14 protein-coding genes are annotated in these 16346 nt (G+C 32.8%); 5 read left to right on the top strand and 9 right to left on the bottom strand.

What is annotated here, in order from left to right; all coding sequences use genetic code 11:
* The first annotated feature begins 86 nt into the window (after positions 1-86).
* On the top strand, positions 87-2357 hold the full coding sequence (locus tag C8C88_RS04860; RefSeq protein WP_121337035.1) for a cation:proton antiporter: 2271 nt from the start codon (positions 87-89) through the stop codon (positions 2355-2357).
* On the opposite strand, the gene C8C88_RS04855 is transcribed toward C8C88_RS04860, so the two are convergent.
* The 3 genes from C8C88_RS04855 to pyrH form a co-directional block, all read right to left on the bottom strand.
* Positions 2358-4844 carry a DUF5686 family protein gene (locus tag C8C88_RS04855; protein ID WP_121337034.1) on the bottom strand — a complete coding sequence of 829 codons (2487 nt, stop codon included), beginning with the start codon at positions 4842-4844 and terminating at the stop codon, positions 2358-2360.
* 115 nt (positions 4845-4959) lie between these two features.
* Positions 4960-5523: a ribosome recycling factor gene (frr, locus tag C8C88_RS04850; RefSeq protein ID WP_121337033.1), complete on the bottom strand. Its 564-nt coding sequence runs from the start codon at positions 5521-5523 to the stop codon at positions 4960-4962.
* A 63-nt stretch (positions 5524-5586) separates the two neighbouring features.
* Positions 5587-6294 carry a UMP kinase gene (pyrH, locus tag C8C88_RS04845; RefSeq protein ID WP_121337032.1) on the bottom strand — a complete coding sequence of 236 codons (708 nt, stop codon included), beginning with the start codon at positions 6292-6294 and terminating at the stop codon, positions 5587-5589.
* A gap of 211 nt (positions 6295-6505) precedes the next feature.
* Between pyrH and C8C88_RS04840 the strand changes: the two genes are divergently transcribed.
* Positions 6506-7108 (top strand): thioredoxin family protein, encoded by a 603-nt coding sequence (locus C8C88_RS04840; RefSeq protein ID WP_121337031.1) that lies wholly within the window; start codon positions 6506-6508, stop codon positions 7106-7108.
* Here C8C88_RS04840 and truB read toward each other — a convergent pair.
* The 4 genes from truB to C8C88_RS04820 all read right to left on the bottom strand — a co-directional run bounded on the left by truB (position 7098) and on the right by C8C88_RS04820 (position 9785).
* Entirely contained in the window at positions 7098-7793 is a 696-nt protein-coding gene (gene truB, locus C8C88_RS04835; protein ID WP_121337030.1) for a tRNA pseudouridine(55) synthase TruB, read from the bottom strand. The genes C8C88_RS04840 and truB overlap by 11 nt on opposite strands.
* Positions 7793-8593 carry an undecaprenyl-diphosphate phosphatase gene (locus C8C88_RS04830; RefSeq protein WP_121337029.1) on the bottom strand — a complete coding sequence of 267 codons (801 nt, stop codon included), beginning with the start codon at positions 8591-8593 and terminating at the stop codon, positions 7793-7795. The genes truB and C8C88_RS04830 overlap by 1 nt, the downstream gene beginning before the upstream one ends.
* Positions 8594-8836: a DUF3098 domain-containing protein gene (locus C8C88_RS04825; protein WP_121337028.1), complete on the bottom strand. Its 243-nt coding sequence runs from the start codon at positions 8834-8836 to the stop codon at positions 8594-8596.
* A gap of 73 nt (positions 8837-8909) precedes the next feature.
* Complete coding sequence (locus C8C88_RS04820; RefSeq protein WP_121337027.1) at positions 8910-9785, bottom strand: ABC transporter permease; 876 nt, start codon at positions 9783-9785, stop codon at positions 8910-8912.
* A 215-nt stretch (positions 9786-10000) separates the two neighbouring features.
* Between C8C88_RS04820 and leuS the strand changes: the two genes are divergently transcribed.
* Entirely contained in the window at positions 10001-12898 is a 2898-nt protein-coding gene (leuS, locus tag C8C88_RS04815; RefSeq protein ID WP_121337026.1) for a leucine--tRNA ligase, read from the top strand.
* A gap of 224 nt (positions 12899-13122) precedes the next feature.
* Positions 13123-13809 carry a zinc metallopeptidase gene (locus tag C8C88_RS04810; RefSeq protein WP_121337025.1) on the top strand — a complete coding sequence of 229 codons (687 nt, stop codon included), beginning with the start codon at positions 13123-13125 and terminating at the stop codon, positions 13807-13809.
* 185 nt (positions 13810-13994) lie between these two features.
* Here the strand turns inward: C8C88_RS04810 and C8C88_RS04805 are convergent, their stop codons facing one another.
* The gene (locus C8C88_RS04805) at positions 13995-14744 is read right to left on the bottom strand and encodes a uroporphyrinogen-III synthase (protein WP_121337024.1); all 750 of its coding nucleotides are present in this window, start codon (positions 14742-14744) and stop codon (positions 13995-13997) included.
* Positions 14745-14756: 12 nt separating this feature from the next.
* Complete coding sequence (locus C8C88_RS04800) at positions 14757-15428, bottom strand: DUF4271 domain-containing protein (protein ID WP_121337023.1); 672 nt, start codon at positions 15426-15428, stop codon at positions 14757-14759.
* Positions 15429-15615: 187 nt separating this feature from the next.
* Between C8C88_RS04800 and C8C88_RS04795 the strand changes: the two genes are divergently transcribed.
* Positions 15616-16341, top strand: coding sequence for a polyprenol monophosphomannose synthase (locus tag C8C88_RS04795; protein WP_121338569.1), 726 nt, complete (start codon positions 15616-15618; stop codon positions 16339-16341).
* Positions 16342-16346 lie beyond the last annotated feature (5 nt).

Below are 16346 nucleotides of genomic sequence, written 5' to 3'. Positions count from 1 at the left end.
CTATTTTTAGTGCTATAATAATTCATATATTTGGTTTTCTCATCTTTGCGATATTTAGATGGGATAATTACGACTTAAATATAAGTATGAAGAATTATAAAAACGGTTTATTTTATATTGGTGTAACGGGTGGTTTCGCTGCTTTAACGTATTGGATTATAAATAAAGGAAAATATCTGGAATCCGCTAAAACCATTGCAAAAACCGAAATTGAAAATGGTTCTTGGAATGACTTTTTGGCTTCCATGCAACATAATTTTCAGGATCCGTTGGCTATTTTGCTTGCGCAAATTATTACGATAATTTTTGTAGCTCGTTTTTTTGGTTGGTTATTCAAAAAAATAGGACAACCATCAGTAATAGGTGAGATTATCGCCGGGATTGTTCTTGGACCTTCTTTGTTAGGGATGTATTTTCCTGAATTCTCAGCAGCTTTGTTTCCTGTAGAATCACTAGGGAATTTAAAGTTTTTAAGCCAGATTGGATTAATACTTTTCATGTTTGTCATAGGAATGGAACTGGATTTAAAAGTATTGAAAAACAAAGCTAATGAAGCCGTTGTTATCAGTCATGCTAGTATTGTTATTCCTTTTGCATTAGGAATTGGGCTCGCTTATTTTGTATATAACAGGTTTGCTCCTGATGGGGTAAAATTTCTTTCCTTTAGTTTGTTCATGGGGATTGCTATGAGTATTACTGCTTTTCCAGTTTTGGCACGAATTGTTCAAGAACGAGGCATTCATAAAACTAAATTAGGCGCTATTGTAATAACATGTGCCGCTGCAGATGATATTACGGCTTGGTGCATATTAGCAGTTGTAATTGCAATTGTAAAAGCAGGAACTTTTGTTAGTTCGCTATATATTATAGGTTTAGCCTTGGTTTATGTGCTCGCTATGTTGTTTGTCGTGAAACCTTTTTTGAAACGAATAGGGGAATTATATGGTTCAAAAGACACAATTGTTAAGCCAGTTGTGGCTATCTTTTTTCTTACATTGATTATCTCGTCTTATGCTACGGAGGTAATTGGGATACATGCATTATTTGGTGCTTTTATGACCGGAGCTATTATGCCCGATGCAGCTAAATTCAGAACTATATTTATTGAAAAAGTTGAAGATGTTTCGCTGATTCTTTTATTGCCTTTGTTCTTTGTTTTTACAGGTTTAAAAACAGAAATAGGGCTTATTAACGATCCTTATTTATGGAAAGTAACTGGATTTATTATTCTGGTTGCGGTGGTTGGGAAATTTTTAGGAAGTGCTTTGGCAGCAAAATTTGTTGGGCAAAGTTGGCGTGATAGTTTTACTATTGGGGCTTTGATGAACACCAGAGGATTGATGGAACTAATTGTTTTGAACATTGGTTTAGAGTTGAAAGTTTTAACTCCCGAAGTCTTTACCATGATGGTTATTATGGCATTAGTAACCACATTCATGACTGGTCCAGCCTTAGATTTAATCAATTATATCTTCAAAAATAAAGACGCAATTACTCCAGAAATTGTAACTAATATTGATAAATACAGAATCTTAATTTCTTTTGGAAATAACGAAAAAGGAAAGTCGTTGTTGCGATTAGCGAATAGTTTGGTGAAAAAACAACAAGATACGGCAAGTATAACGGCAATGCATTTGTCCTTGAGTGATGAAATGCATTCTTTTAATATGGAGGATAAAGAAAAAGCTAGTTTTGTTCCTATTGTAGAAGAATCTCGACTTCTAAATCAGGAAATCACTACTATTTTTAAAGCTACCATTGACATTGAAACAGAGATTGCTGAAATTGCGAATGAAGGTGATTATGATTTGCTTTTAGTAGGTCTAGGTAAATCAATTTTTGAAGGGACAATATTAGGGAAAGTGATAGGTTTTACCACTAGAATTATTAATCCAGACCGTTTGATTGATAAGTTTACGGGAAAAGAAGGTCTGTTTGAAAACTCTCCTTTTGATGAGCGAACAAGACAAATTATTTCTAGAACTAAAATGCCTTTAGGAATTTTAATCGATAAAGATTTGCAAGGTGTTAATCAAGTATTCATTCCTATTTTTAATGCCGAAGACGCATTTTTGATTGATTACATTCAAAAATTAATTTATAACAATGATTCTAAAGTTGTTGTTTTGGACGTAAATAATCATGTGAATTCGACTTTTGTTATTAAAAGTTCAATAGAATCCTTACTTAAAAAATATCCAAAAAACATTTCCTTGATGCAGGATAGAATAGTTAAAAAGGAATTTTTATCTAATCAGGATTTAATGATTATCAGTCTAGAAAGTTGGAAGACTTTGGTCGATTCAAGAAGTATTTGGCTGAGTAGAGTTCCTTCTGTATTGATATTTAAACCGTAGTTAAAGACCTAAATCTAGAACAAAACTTATTTTTACGGCGATATTATTTTGAAATTTAAGCAGTTGATTCGGACCATAACGATAAAATCCGCTTAGGCCTAATCCCTTGTAAATTTGATTCAGTTCAACACCAGATTCAAAATAACCTTTGTTGAGGGTTTTGTAATCTAGTCCAATATGTTGTTCTGGCTTTTGTAAATTTCCCCAAGCCATTCGAGAAACCAGTACTAACGAAGGTTTTATTTTTTTGAACAAAGTTACTCGGCTGAAACCATGTTTGAATTGAAAATAAGCATACTCACTTGAAAAGAATTCATTAAAAAACATCGTTTCAAAACTGTTTTTTCCGGAGAAAGTGATTCTTTGAATTATAGTTTCTTTCGTGATGTTATTTGGCGAAGTATTGTATAAATGCGTCAAAGGAAGATCGCCAAAAGCGTATCCGCCTTCAAAAAGCAAGCTTGTTTTTTGACCGTTTAAATATTTTTTTTCATACTCTGTCCTAAAGTCTATTTTGCCAAAATCAAAATCATTTTGAGCAATTTTAGGCAACGATTTTGTAAACTGAAAAGTGAATTTAGGAAATCGTTTTTCGACTTCAATTCTTCCGTTTGGGGTTTGCATATAATCGCTGAAAGGATTCCATTTCAAAGAAACCATTGCGGTTGTCATATTGTAGACAGAATACAACTTGTTGTTGAGATTGAATGTGTAATTAAATTTTGGTTCAACAACAGTTTTTGAAAGCTCCCAAATACTTTCTGTTTTAGGAATAATTTTAGTTTCAATGTATGTTTTCCAACTTACATAATTATAAAAAGTACTAATGTTTATGGGTCTTGGATCGTATATTTTGAAAACTCTTTTGTCAATGGCAAATACCGTACTGGCAATTTCACGAACATCATCTGTATAGGAAATCCCAATCCAAGAATTTGAAAATTTACCCAATCTAGTTGCTGCTCCTAAACTGTATTTGAATTTGCCATCTTTGGTTCCGTACGCTGAATAGCCATCAATTTTATATTTCTTCGAAAAATGTTCGTTAGTGATACCTCCGATTCCCAAGCGAAATCCTTCATAATTATTATAACTAATTATTTTTCGTAAATCTAAATCAACCAGTCCAATAGGTACATATCCATTGATTATTTTGCGTCCAAAAAGGATTCTGCTCTCTATCCTATTTTTTATGGAAATACTATCTAAGGCTAAATAGGTTTTTTGGCTTCGAATGTCTAAACTGTCTTTTCTGTATTTGTTCCAAAAACTCTCTGGTTTATTTATAGCGTCGTCTTTAATTTCTATAAAAACCGAAGCTTTTTTTATTTGTACGGGAGTATTGTACTTGAGATCAAAAATGTTGCTTTGCGAAAGTAAGTAGGTGTAATCTGAAGCTTCTCTTTTTCGGGCTTTAAAATCTTTTTCTACATCGCCGTCAAATTGGATTGTTCCACCAAGAATTTTTAAATCATCGTCATTTTTACCTTTTACAATTTTGAATGTTTTGTCAGAAGGAAACCAAAGATCTTCTTCGGGAATGTATTTAAACTCATGAATTCCACTAATATCCAGAACCCCTTTTATGCGCATAACAGCTTTGGCTATGGCCATATTTTTTTGATCTATATACAGCACGCCTTCTAGTCCAGCTGCTTTACTTTTCTTTTTGTTTTTAAAATAAATCATATAGGTGTTTCGGCCATCAACAACAACGGAATCTAATAGCTTATAGTTGTAATCTTTTAGCGCATCATTAGCAATAGGGCTGTTGTACTTGGTTTCAAAAAGCTCATAACTGGAATCGTAAATAGAAAAAGATTGCAGATTAAAAGAAATAATCTCATAAACAGGTTGCTTGAAACCAGCCATTTTTGTTGCCAAAATGGTTTCTTTAAGTTTTGAATTTTTAAATTGAAATTGCGAAACTTTCTCTGTTTGAAACAAATGTTGTTGTTTTACAATTTCTTTAAACTTATAATCAGAGGAATCGATTTTAGATATTGATTTTCCAATAAAAATAGAATCGATTCGGCCGTTTATAGAATCGGGATTCGCCGTTACGACTAGTTTATTATAGGTTTTGAACTCAAAACTGCTTAGTTTTTTTTGAGGATTATTACCGTCCTTTGCAGCTATTGTTTTTCGGATAATTGCTAGGGCTGGATTTTCTCTCGAAATGAATATTTCATTTAAATTATTGGTGTTTTGAGAAAGAACCACCGCATAATATTTTTTATTCTTTTCAATTTGGATTGCTGACTTTTCAAATCCAATGTAGGAAACAGTAAAGCTATTTGTGTTAATCGAAGTTGAAATACTAAATTTTCCATCCACATCCGAAACGGTATTCGTGCCGTCATTAGTGCTAATAGATGCAAATGGTAAGGGTTTGCTAGTAGAAGAATCTTTTACAATTCCGTTTATCTGAAATTGCGCCTGAAGTGTAACCGTAAATAAGAGTAACATAATACAGAAATGCTTCATAAAAATGCTTTTAAGACAAAACGGATGTAATTGTTTTTGGTAAGGCAAAAATAAGAATAAAAAAATCCGTCTGGTTATTTCACGAGACGGATTTTTGAGATAGCTTCATTCGAAGTTATACTTTCATGATTTCAGCATCTTTTATTACAAGAAGCTCATCAATTTTTTTTATAAAACTGTTTGTCAAGTTTTGCACTTCATCTTCAGCACTTTTACAAATGTCTTCTGAAGTTCCTTCTTTTTCTAGTTTTTTAATTTCGGTATTGGCGTCTTTACGGGCATTTCTAATACCTACTTTTGCATCTTCGGCTTCAGATTTTGCTTGTTTTGCAAGATCACGTCTTCTTTCTTCGGTCAATGGCGGAACACTTATAATAACCACATCTCCATTATTCATTGGGTTAAAACCTATATTAGCAATCATGATTGCTTTTTCGATAGGTTGTAACATATTTTTTTCAAAAGGTTGTAAAGTAATCGTTCTTGCATCAGGAACGCTGATTTTTGAAACTTGAGAAAGTGGTGTTGCAGATCCATAATAATCAACAAAAACGCTTCCCAACATTGCTGGAGATGCTTTTCCTGCACGAATATTTAAAAACGATTTTTCTAAATGTGCAATAGAACCTGCCATAGATTCTTTAGTACTATCTAATATAAATTCAATTTCTTCAGTCATTTTTTTAGATTTTGCATTTTGGGTTTTGGCTATTTTTAAAAATCAAAAACCCATAATCATTAACTATATATTTACTACGGTTCCGATGTTTTCTCCTTCGCAGATTTTTAATAAATTACCTACTTTATTCATGTCAAAAACCACAATTGGAAGTTTGTTTTCTTGGCTCAATGTGAAAGCAGTCGTGTCCATTACATTCAATCCTTTTTTCAATACATCTTCAAAAGAAATAAAATCAAATTTTACCGCCGAAGCATTTTTCTCTGGGTCAGAATCGTAAACACCATCAACGCGAGTTCCTTTCAAAATCACATTAGCGTTAATTTCTATACCACGTAAAACAGCTGCAGTATCTGTTGTAAAGTATGGATTTCCAGTTCCTGCTCCGAAAATTACAATTCGTCCTTTTTCAAGATGACGATCTGCTCTTCTTTTGATATAAGGTTCAGCAATAGATTCCATTTTTAAGGCAGTTTGCAAACGCGTTTTCATTCCTTTGTCTTCAAGCGCACCTTGTAATGCCATTCCATTAATAACGGTAGCGAGCATTCCCATATAATCGCCTTGTACTCTGTCCATTCCTGAACTTGCACCAGCAACACCTCTGAAAATATTTCCTCCACCTATTACAATGGCAATTTCTACTCCTTTAGCATGAATTTGTTTGATTTCATCAGCGTATTCAGCTAATCTTTTTGGGTCAATTCCATATTGTAAGTCGCCCATTAAAGCTTCACCACTTAATTTCAGAAGAATTCTTTTATATTTCATGTGTATCTTGAGTTGTTTGGGTGCAAATATAGGGATATTCTGTTTTTTTTTAAATAGTGTTTTTAAAATAATTTAGGTTTTATTTTTAAAAAACATTTTCAAATTAAAGAGGCGATTATTTTTTCCGAATTTACTTTTGTTAAGTAATAAAAGTCACCTTTTCTGTTTTTTATTAAAGCTAATTTTGAGCCATAAATAAAAACCAAAAACTATGAAAGTTTCTATTGCAAAAGCATTATTCAATAGCCATTCTTATTCAGAATACAGAAAATTAATTTCAGATTTGTTGCTAGAAGGTAAATCAACAGGGAATGAACAATCTGAAAAGCTAACTCATTATAGTATATTGAACGAAACAAGGTTGAATCGTTTGGATAAGACTATGAAAATTTCAGCAGAAAATGTGGTAAAACTTCAGGCTTTAAAAAAAGAGTATATCTGGTTAGTTCTTGCCGAAGGTTGGTGTGGTGATGCAGCACAATTGCTTCCTGTTTTCAATAAAATGGTGCAAGAATCCAATAAGAAAATAGAAATGAAAATAGCTTTACGCGATGAAAATGAAGATACGATGAATCATTTTTTAACAAATGGCACAAGAGCTATTCCTAAACTGATTATAATTGAAAAAGCAACTGGTGATGTTCTTGGTCATTGGGGTCCAAGACCAAAAGGAGCGATTGAATTTATGAATAATTACAAAAAAGAACATGGTGTTATTGACGAAACAGCCAAAGCAGAATTGCAATTATGGTATTTGCATGACAAAGGATTGAGTACACAGAATGAAATTCTGGATTTAATGCTTAGTTTGTAACAATAGAATCTTCAAACAAGGTGACATCTAAGGCATTTTTAACGTTATAATTTCCAATTTTTGTTCGGCGCAAAACCGTTAAATGAGAACCAGAATTCATGGCTTTTCCAAAATCATATGCTAGAGAACGAATATAAGTTCCTTTGCTGCAAACCACTCTGAAGTCAATTTCAGGAAGTGCAATTCTGGTGATTTCAAATTCGTGAATAGTAGTTTTTCTGCTTGCAATTTCTACCGTTTCTCCCGCACGAGCATGTTCGTATAAACGAACGCCGTCTTTTTTTATAGCCGAAAAAATAGGTGGTTTTTGATCTATTTCACCTAAGAATTGCTTTACCGTTTCGTGTATTAAAGCTTCATCAATATGCGAAGTTGGAAAGGTTTGGTCAATATCAGTTTCTAAATCATAAGATGGTGTAGTGGCTCCAATAAAGAAAGTCCCAGTATACTCTTTAGGTTGACCTTGAAGTTCTGTAATTTTTTTGGTAAACTTACCCGTACAAACTAATAGCAGTCCAGATGCTAATGGATCTAAAGTTCCTGCATGACCAATCTTGAATTTTTTTGGAAGATTTAATTTGCTTTTTAAAGCCCATTTCATTTTGTTGACCGCTTGAAATGAAGTCCAATGCAAAGGTTTATCTATTAATAAAATTTGTCCGTTTAAATAGTCTTCGGCTGTCATTAAATAATAGTCAGTGGGTGAATGAAAAAGTGAATTAACAATAAAATAATTCCAGCTATAATTCTATAATAGCCAAAAATTTTAAAGCCTTTTTTACTTAAAAATTCTATAAATGATTTTATGGCTAAAAGTGCCACTATAAATGCAACGATATTTCCAATTACTAAAAAACTAATTTGGTCATTGGTTAATACAAAACCATCTTTGTAATAATCATAACATTTTTTTGCTGTAGCACCTAACATTGTTGGAACCGCCAGAAAAAAAGAAAATTCAGCTGCTGTAGTACGGGATAATTTTTGTGACATTCCGCCTACAATACTTGCTCCGCTTCGGGAAACTCCAGGTACCATTGCTAAACATTGGAACAATCCAATTTTAAATGCTTGAAGATAAGTGATTTTTTTGCTTACTGGAGAGCCAACTTCTGGAACTGAAAACCAATCATCAACTTTTAATAAAATAATTCCTCCTGCCAAAAGAGAAATGGCAACTGTAACCGGACTTTCTAGCAAGGCATCTATTTTTTTGCTGAAAAGTAATCCAAAAACTACTGCAGGAATAAAAGCAACAAGTAATTTGAAATAAAAATCAAAAGATTGAAAGAATCGTTTGAAATACAAAACAACTACTGATAATATAGCTCCAAGTTGGATAACAATTGTAAAAAGTTTAGTGAATTCATCATGCTCAATGCCAAAAAAAGAAGAGGCAATAATCATATGACCAGTTGAAGAAACGGGTAAAAACTCTGTAATTCCTTCAATAATGGCAAGAATAATGGCTTGTAAAGTATTCATTTATGCTTTTTTTGGATTTTTTAGAATGGCATAAACGGTAATGGCAAAACCAACAAGAACGGTAGTTGGTGCCAAGCGAATTCTTCTAAAATTAAAAATATCTTCATTGAAAACAGTTGGATCTTCGCTTCCACCACCAGACATAAGTATAAATCCTAAAGCAATTACTCCAATCCCAATTAAGAGAATTTTGTAATTTATTTTTTCGAAAAGGAATTCTTGTTTTTGTTCGTTGTTTTTCATTTTTATGATGTAGATTTAGAAAGCTGAATGGCTAGAATTTGAATAAACAAATAACCAAATCAACGAATAAACATTAGTATAAATCGTCTGTTCTTAAATTCAAGAAACGTTGTGTTGCAAAATATGTACTCAACCAAGTAATTAGTATTCCAATTCCAAAAACAGTTACTAATACTAATCCAATTAAAAATTTATCGTCTAGAATTCCAAGATTTGGGAAATTATTTTCAAGATACCCCAAAACTCCAATCAAGGCAAGAATCGCTAATCCAGAACCAATCATTCCAAGTCGTATGCTTCGCATTACAAATGGTTTTCTGATAAATGATTTGGTTGCACCAACCATTTGCATGGTTTTAATGATAAATCGGTTTGAATGAATGGATAAACGAAGTGAACTGTTGATTAACAAAACGGCAATCACAGTCAAAAATCCACTTACTATAAGGATCCACATACTTACTTTTTTGATATTGTCATTCACTAAATTTACTAATTGCTTGTCATAAACAATATCCGAAATCATAGGATTTCTGCGCAAGCGACTTTCTATTTTTGAGATGCTGTCTCTAAATACATAATCCGCTTTTAAGTGAATGTCATAAGAGTTTTGTAAAGGATTTTCGCCTAAAAACGTAACGAAATCTTCCCCAATAATATCAGTATGTTGCTTTGCAGCAGCTTCTTTGGAAACAAATACATAGGTTTTTGAAAAAGGAGCTTTTTTTAATTCTGTTCCAAAACTTTTTAGAATAGTATCATTAGCTTCGTTTTTGAAGAATACGGTCATTGCAATATTCTCTTTGAAATCGTCAGCTAATTTTTTAGAATTTATAATGAAAAGACCCAACATTCCCAACAGAAATAAAACCAAGAATACACTTAGTACAACTGAAAAATAAGAGGAAATTAACCTGCGTTTTTGAAATTTATCAAAGGAAGAACTCATAGTTTACTGTAATTATGGGGTAAAAATAATAAAGAATTTCTTTATTTAAAGTTAATAACCCTCAAAGTTTTAACTTTCGTACAATAAACGTAAATTTGGCACCTGAAAACGGTCATCGTGAGAAAGTCTCTACGGCTTTGTCTCCATGTCTCTTTTAGAATTTTTATAAAAATGACTTGAGTATGCTTTAGCATAACTTAATTTAAAAAGCAATAATGAAATACAATCCGATTGAAATAGAAGCCAAATGGCAGAAATATTGGTTAGAAAACCAAACGTTTAAAGCCGAAAATAATTCAATAAAACCTAAATATTACGTACTTGATATGTTTCCTTATCCATCAGGAGCAGGCTTACACGTAGGGCATCCGTTGGGATATATTGCCTCTGATGTGTATTCAAGGTATAAAAGACATCAAGGTTTTAACGTCTTGCATCCTATGGGTTATGATAGTTTTGGACTCCCAGCGGAACAATATGCTATTCAAACGGGGCAACGTCCTGAAGACACAACTTCGGTAAATATTGACGGAGGTTTTGATAAAGACGGAAATAAAATTGCCGGTTATAGAAAACAATTGGATAAAATTGGATTTTCATTTGATTGGGGTAGAGAAGTGCGTACTTCAAATCCAGATTATTACAAACACACACAATGGATTTTTATTCAATTATTCAATTCTTGGTACAATAAAAACAGTGACAAAGCAGAAGATATTTCGACTTTAGTTTCTATTTTTTCAACAGAAGGAAATGCAAATGTAAATGCCGTTTGTGATGATAATATTGAAAGCTTTTCAGCAAATGAATGGAACGCTTTCGCAAAAGAACAGCAGGAGAAAATCTTGCTACAATACAGAATGACTTATTTAGCCGAGACTGAGGTAAACTGGTGTCCTGGATTAGGAACCGTTCTAGCGAATGACGAAATTGTAAATGGGGTTTCAGAACGTGGTGGTTTTACCGTTGTTCGTAAGAAAATGACACAATGGAGTATGAGAATTTCTGCCTATGCGGAACGTTTGCTTCAGGGATTGAATGATATTGATTGGAGTGAAAGTATCAAAGAAAGCCAACGAAACTGGATTGGAAAATCTGTTGGAGCAATGGTTTCTTTTAAAGTCGAAAGTCAAAAGTCAAAAGTCGAAAGCGAGCAACAATATATCGATGTGTTTACTACAAGACCTGATACAATCTTCGGAGTTACGTTTATGACATTGGCACCAGAACACGAATTGGTTGCTCAAATCACAACTCCAGAACAAAAACAAGCCGTTGAAGCCTATATAGAAAAAACAGCTAAACGTTCCGAAAGAGAGCGTATGGCTGATGTAAAAACTATTTCAGGTGTGTTTACAGGAGCGTATGCAGAGCATCCGTTCACTAAAGAACCAATTCCGGTTTGGATTGGAGATTATGTTTTGGCAGGATATGGAACAGGAGCAGTAATGGCGGTTCCTTGTGGAGACGAAAGAGATTATGCTTTTGCAAATTTCTTCAGAGGCAATCCCGAAACTTCGGGGGCAATGCAAGAAATCAAAAACATTTTTGCCAATGTTGATATTTCGGAAGCAGCTTATGGTTCTAAAGATAATGTAGAAATTGCAAATTCAGATTTCTTAAATGGGCTGAATTACAAAGAAGCAACGAAGAAAGTTATTGCCGAATTAGAAAAGATAAACCAAGGAAAAGGAAAAATCAATTACCGTTTGCGTGATGCCGTTTTCTCTCGTCAACGCTATTGGGGAGAACCGTTTCCAGTATATTATGTAAATGGCTTGCCGCAAATGATTGATGCACAACATTTACCAATAATTTTACCTGAAGTTGAAAAGTATTTACCAACAGAAGATGGGCAACCGCCTTTAGGAAACGCTTTGGTTTGGGCTTGGGACAGTGTTAATAACAAGGTTGTCAGTTCGAGCGCAGTCGAGAACCAAACTATTTTTCCATTAGAATTAAACACGATGCCAGGTTGGGCAGGAAGTTCTTGGTATTGGATGCGTTATATGGATGCCCATAATCAAGGTGAATTTGCTAGTCAAGAAGCTTTGAAATATTGGGAAAGTGTAGATTTATACATTGGCGGAAGCGAACATGCAACAGGTCACTTATTGTATTCTCGTTTTTGGAACAAGTTTTTAAAAGACAAAGGTTTTGCGCCTACCGAAGAGCCCTTCAAAAAACTGATTAATCAGGGAATGATCTTGGGAATGAGTGCATTTGTTTATAGAGTAGAGGGAACAAATACGTATGTTTCGAAAAATAAAATAGAAGGGAAAAACGTGCAGCCTATTCATGTGGATGTTTCAATGGTGAATTCTTCTGATGAATTAGATATTGAAAGATTCAAAAATTGGAGAGAAGATTACGCTGATGCAGAATTCATTTGCGAAGAAAGCGGAAAATATATTGTAGGTCGCGAAATCGAAAAAATGTCGAAATCCAAATACAATGTGGTAACTCCGGATGATATTTGTACAGAGTACGGAGCGGATACACTTCGTTTATATGAAATGTTCTTGGGGCCATTGGAACAAGCAAAACCTTGGAACACTGCTGGTATTTCGGGGGTTTTTGGTTTCTTGAAAAAATTGTGTCGTTTGTATTTTGATGATAATGGTTTAATAGTAACTAATGATGAACCAACGAAAGACAACTTAAAATCATTGCATAAAACTATTAAAAAAGTAGCAGAGGATATTGAGAGTTTCTCTTTCAATACATCGGTTTCTCAGTTTATGATTTGCGTGAATGAATTGTCAACTCAAAACTGTCATTCTCGTGCGATTTTAGAACCATTAGCGATTGTAATTTCGCCTTATGCACCACATATTGCGGAAGAATTATGGTCGTTGTTAGGAAACACAGGTTCAATTGCAACGGTTGATTTTCCAATTTTCGATGCGCAACATTTGGTAGAAAGTAGTAAAGAATATCCAGTTTCTTTCAATGGAAAAATGCGTTTTACTATAATTTTGCCTTTGGATTTAACAAAGGAACAAATCGAGGAAATTGTAATGAAGGACGAAAGAACAATCAAACAATTAGATGGCAAAACGCCTAATAAAGTGATTATTGTTCCTGGGAAAATTATCAACTTGGTTGGCTAGAAAAAGCATCAATTTCAATGCTAATAACAATGTCATTGAAAAATGTAAATTTAAAAAATCCAAATTCTATTGACTATGTTCAATTAGAGTTTGGATTTTTTTATTGTAAGCACTATTGTTATTGACATTGCTATTGCCATTTTTTATAATGATGCCAAATTGACATTCTTAAAATTTGGTTCAAAATTTGATGTTTTATTTTAAACATAAAAACAAACAAAAATATGGGAATGAGTTATTTGATTCTTGCTGGAGCAATTATGCTATTTAGCTGGTTAGTTAGTTCAAGACTAAAAAGCAAATTTGAACATTATTCTAAATTGCAATTACAAAACGGAATGTCCGGTGCCGAAATCGCTGAGAAAATGCTAGCTGATAATGGAATTTTTGATGTGAGGGTAATTTCTACACCAGGGCAATTAACAGATCATTATAATCCGGTGGATAAAACAGTTAACTTAAGTGAGGCGGTTTACAATCAAAGAAACGCTGCGGCTGCTGCAGTAGCTGCTCACGAATGTGGACATGCTGTACAACATGCTGTAGGATATCAATGGTTGACTATGCGCTCACAATTAGTTCCAATAGTAAATGTTGCATCAACTTATATGCAATGGATTTTGCTTGCTGGAATCTTAATGATTAGAACTTTTCCGCAATTGTTGCTAATTGGAATTATTATTTTTGCCGCAACAACTTTGTTTTCTATAATTACTTTGCCAGTTGAGTACGATGCGAGTAATCGCGCATTAGCTTGGTTAAAAAATGAAAATATGTTGAATAGAGCTGAGTATTCTGGTGCAGAAGATTCATTGAAATGGGCAGCTAGAACGTATGTGGTTGCTGCTTTAGGTTCTATTGCGACCTTGTTGTATTATGTTTCAATATATATGGGCGGTAGAAGGAATTAATTTTCGCTCAAAAATATAAATCATCCGTCTTGTTTAAACGAGACGGATTTTTTTGTTTAGTAATTATATCAAATGTTTGTTACTATCTAATTCCTGCTATTTGAGAATTGATTTTTGCCTTTTTTAAAGCATAAAAAAACCATCCAGATTGGATGGTTTGATTTTATTTATTTTGGAAACTAATTTTATTTTCCTTTGTTAGCTTCAATAATATATTTTTCTAAAGCCATTGTCATTGATGGAGTTCCAGGAGTTGGCGCCATAATGTCAATGCGTAATCCGTGTTCCAAAGCTTCTTTTTGAGTAGTACTTCCAAAAACTGCAATTCTGGTATTATTTTGTTCGAAATCTGGAAAGTTTTTAAACAATGATTTTATTCCAGTTGGACTAAAGAAAGCTAATACATCATAATACACATCAGCCAAATCAGACAAGTCACTCATTACTGTTTTGTAAAAAACAGCTGGAGTCCAGTCTACTTTTAAAGCATTTAGAGTTATAGGAGCATCCGCATTCAGTTGATCTGAAGCAGGAAGCAAGAACTTTTCGTCTTTGTATTTTTTAATTAGTGGAGATAAATCTGCAAAATCTTTCGGACCAACGTATATTTTACGTTTTCTGTAAACTACATATTTTTGTAAGTAAAAAGCAATCGCTTCTGATTGACAAAAATATTTCAATCCTTCAGGAACTTTAAAGCGCATTTCGTCAGCAACTCTAAAAAAGTGATCAACAGCATTTTTACTTGTTAAAATAATCGCCGTATAATTATTAAGGTCGATTTTTTGTAGCCTAATTTCTTTCGCGTTAACCCCTTCTACATGAATAAAAGGTCTGAAATCAATTTTTACTTTATGTTTTTGTTGGAGCTCAAAGTAAGGAGAATTCTCCACTTTAGGCTCGGGCTGTGACACCAAAATTGTTTTCACTTTCATATCTAACAGTTTCTAAGCAATCCCTTTTGTAAACCAATAATATATAAAATAATAGGGGGCTATTTCAAAAGCGCAAAGATATAAAATAAAATAAAACAACTTACTGAATATTAAATTTTGATAATTTTTTATTGAAATAAAATAGGTAAGTACATTAATTACTAATACTACGCCAATCATTATGACTGGAATACTTCTTGAAAAATTGTCATAATAAAACAAAATAATGTCAATTGGGAGTAGAAAAAGACCAATATAAGTTCTATAGGTAACCTTTTGAAGATTAAATTGTTCTACGAATTCTTCTATATTGAATGATGTTGCAATGATTTTTTCAATCAAAAATTTCGATAAAATAAAGAAAATAAGAAAGGTGGTAATTTGTATGTAAAGTATCCAATCTGTTTTTGAGGCATAGCCAAAAATATGTAACGAAAGTTGGATGAAAAATGCCAATGATATAACTTGTACTAAAAATAAAGATATTGTAAAACCACTTTTAAGGTGGCTACTATCCCTATATACTTTGATATATTTATCCGAAAAAATCAGGTTTATAAAATCATTAAACCGATTTTCGAAAACCGATTTAGTGAAAGCAATAATGATAAACGACAACAGAAACAAAAAGGTTGCCCAATCTTTGTTTTCAGTTATTCTCGGATGAAGTAGGTAATCAATCATAGCTTTACAAAATTACTAATTTTTATATTATTCTTTTTATTATAAATTTATTATGAAATCGCCCTGATTCAAAATACAAATATACATGAAGAACGGTGATACCATATTCCTTTTAAAAACAAATATTATTTTCGTAGGAATCAAATGCCATAAAAAGTTTACTTTTGCGTTGAAATTACTCGAAAATATGAACGATTGTATTGTTATAATTCCTACCTATAACGAAATTGAAAACATAGAAAGCATCATTAGAGCAGTGCTTTCGCAACATAAACCCTTTCATGTTCTTATTATTGACGATAATTCGCCAGATCATACTGCTGATAAAGTAGTTTTGCTTCAATCAGAATTTGAAGGTAGATTATTTTTAGAAAAAAGAACTAAAAAATCAGGTTTAGGAACCGCTTATGTTCATGGTTTTAAATGGGCAATGCAACATCAATATGATTTTATTTTTGAAATGGACGCAGATTTTTCACACAATCCAAATGATTTAGAAAAGTTATATAATGCCTGTCATTTTGGAGATGCGGATTTAGCTATAGGTTCACGATATGTGACCGGAGTAAATGTAGTTAACTGGCCATTGAGCAGAGTTTTGATGTCTTATTTTGCATCCGTTTATGTGCGAATAATTACCGGAATGAAAATTCATGATGCTACTGCTGGCTTTGTTTGTTATAAACGACAAGTGTTAGAAAGCATCAATTTAAATAAAATTAAGTTTGTGGGCTATGCTTTTCAAATTGAAATGAAATACAGAACGTTCTGTAAAAATTTTGAAATAGTTGAGGTTCCTATTATATTTACAGATAGAACAAAAGGGCAGTCCAAGATGAGCAACTCCATTATTATTGAAGCTGTTTTTGGAGTTATTGCACTTCGATTGAAAAAATTAATAAACACATTATAAGAAGA

This window comes from Flavobacterium sp. 123 (assembly GCF_003634825.1).
Lineage (GTDB): Bacteria > Bacteroidota > Bacteroidia > Flavobacteriales > Flavobacteriaceae > Flavobacterium.
Note: the sequence above shows the minus strand (reverse complement) of the source record. Positions and strands in the feature narration are given on the sequence as shown.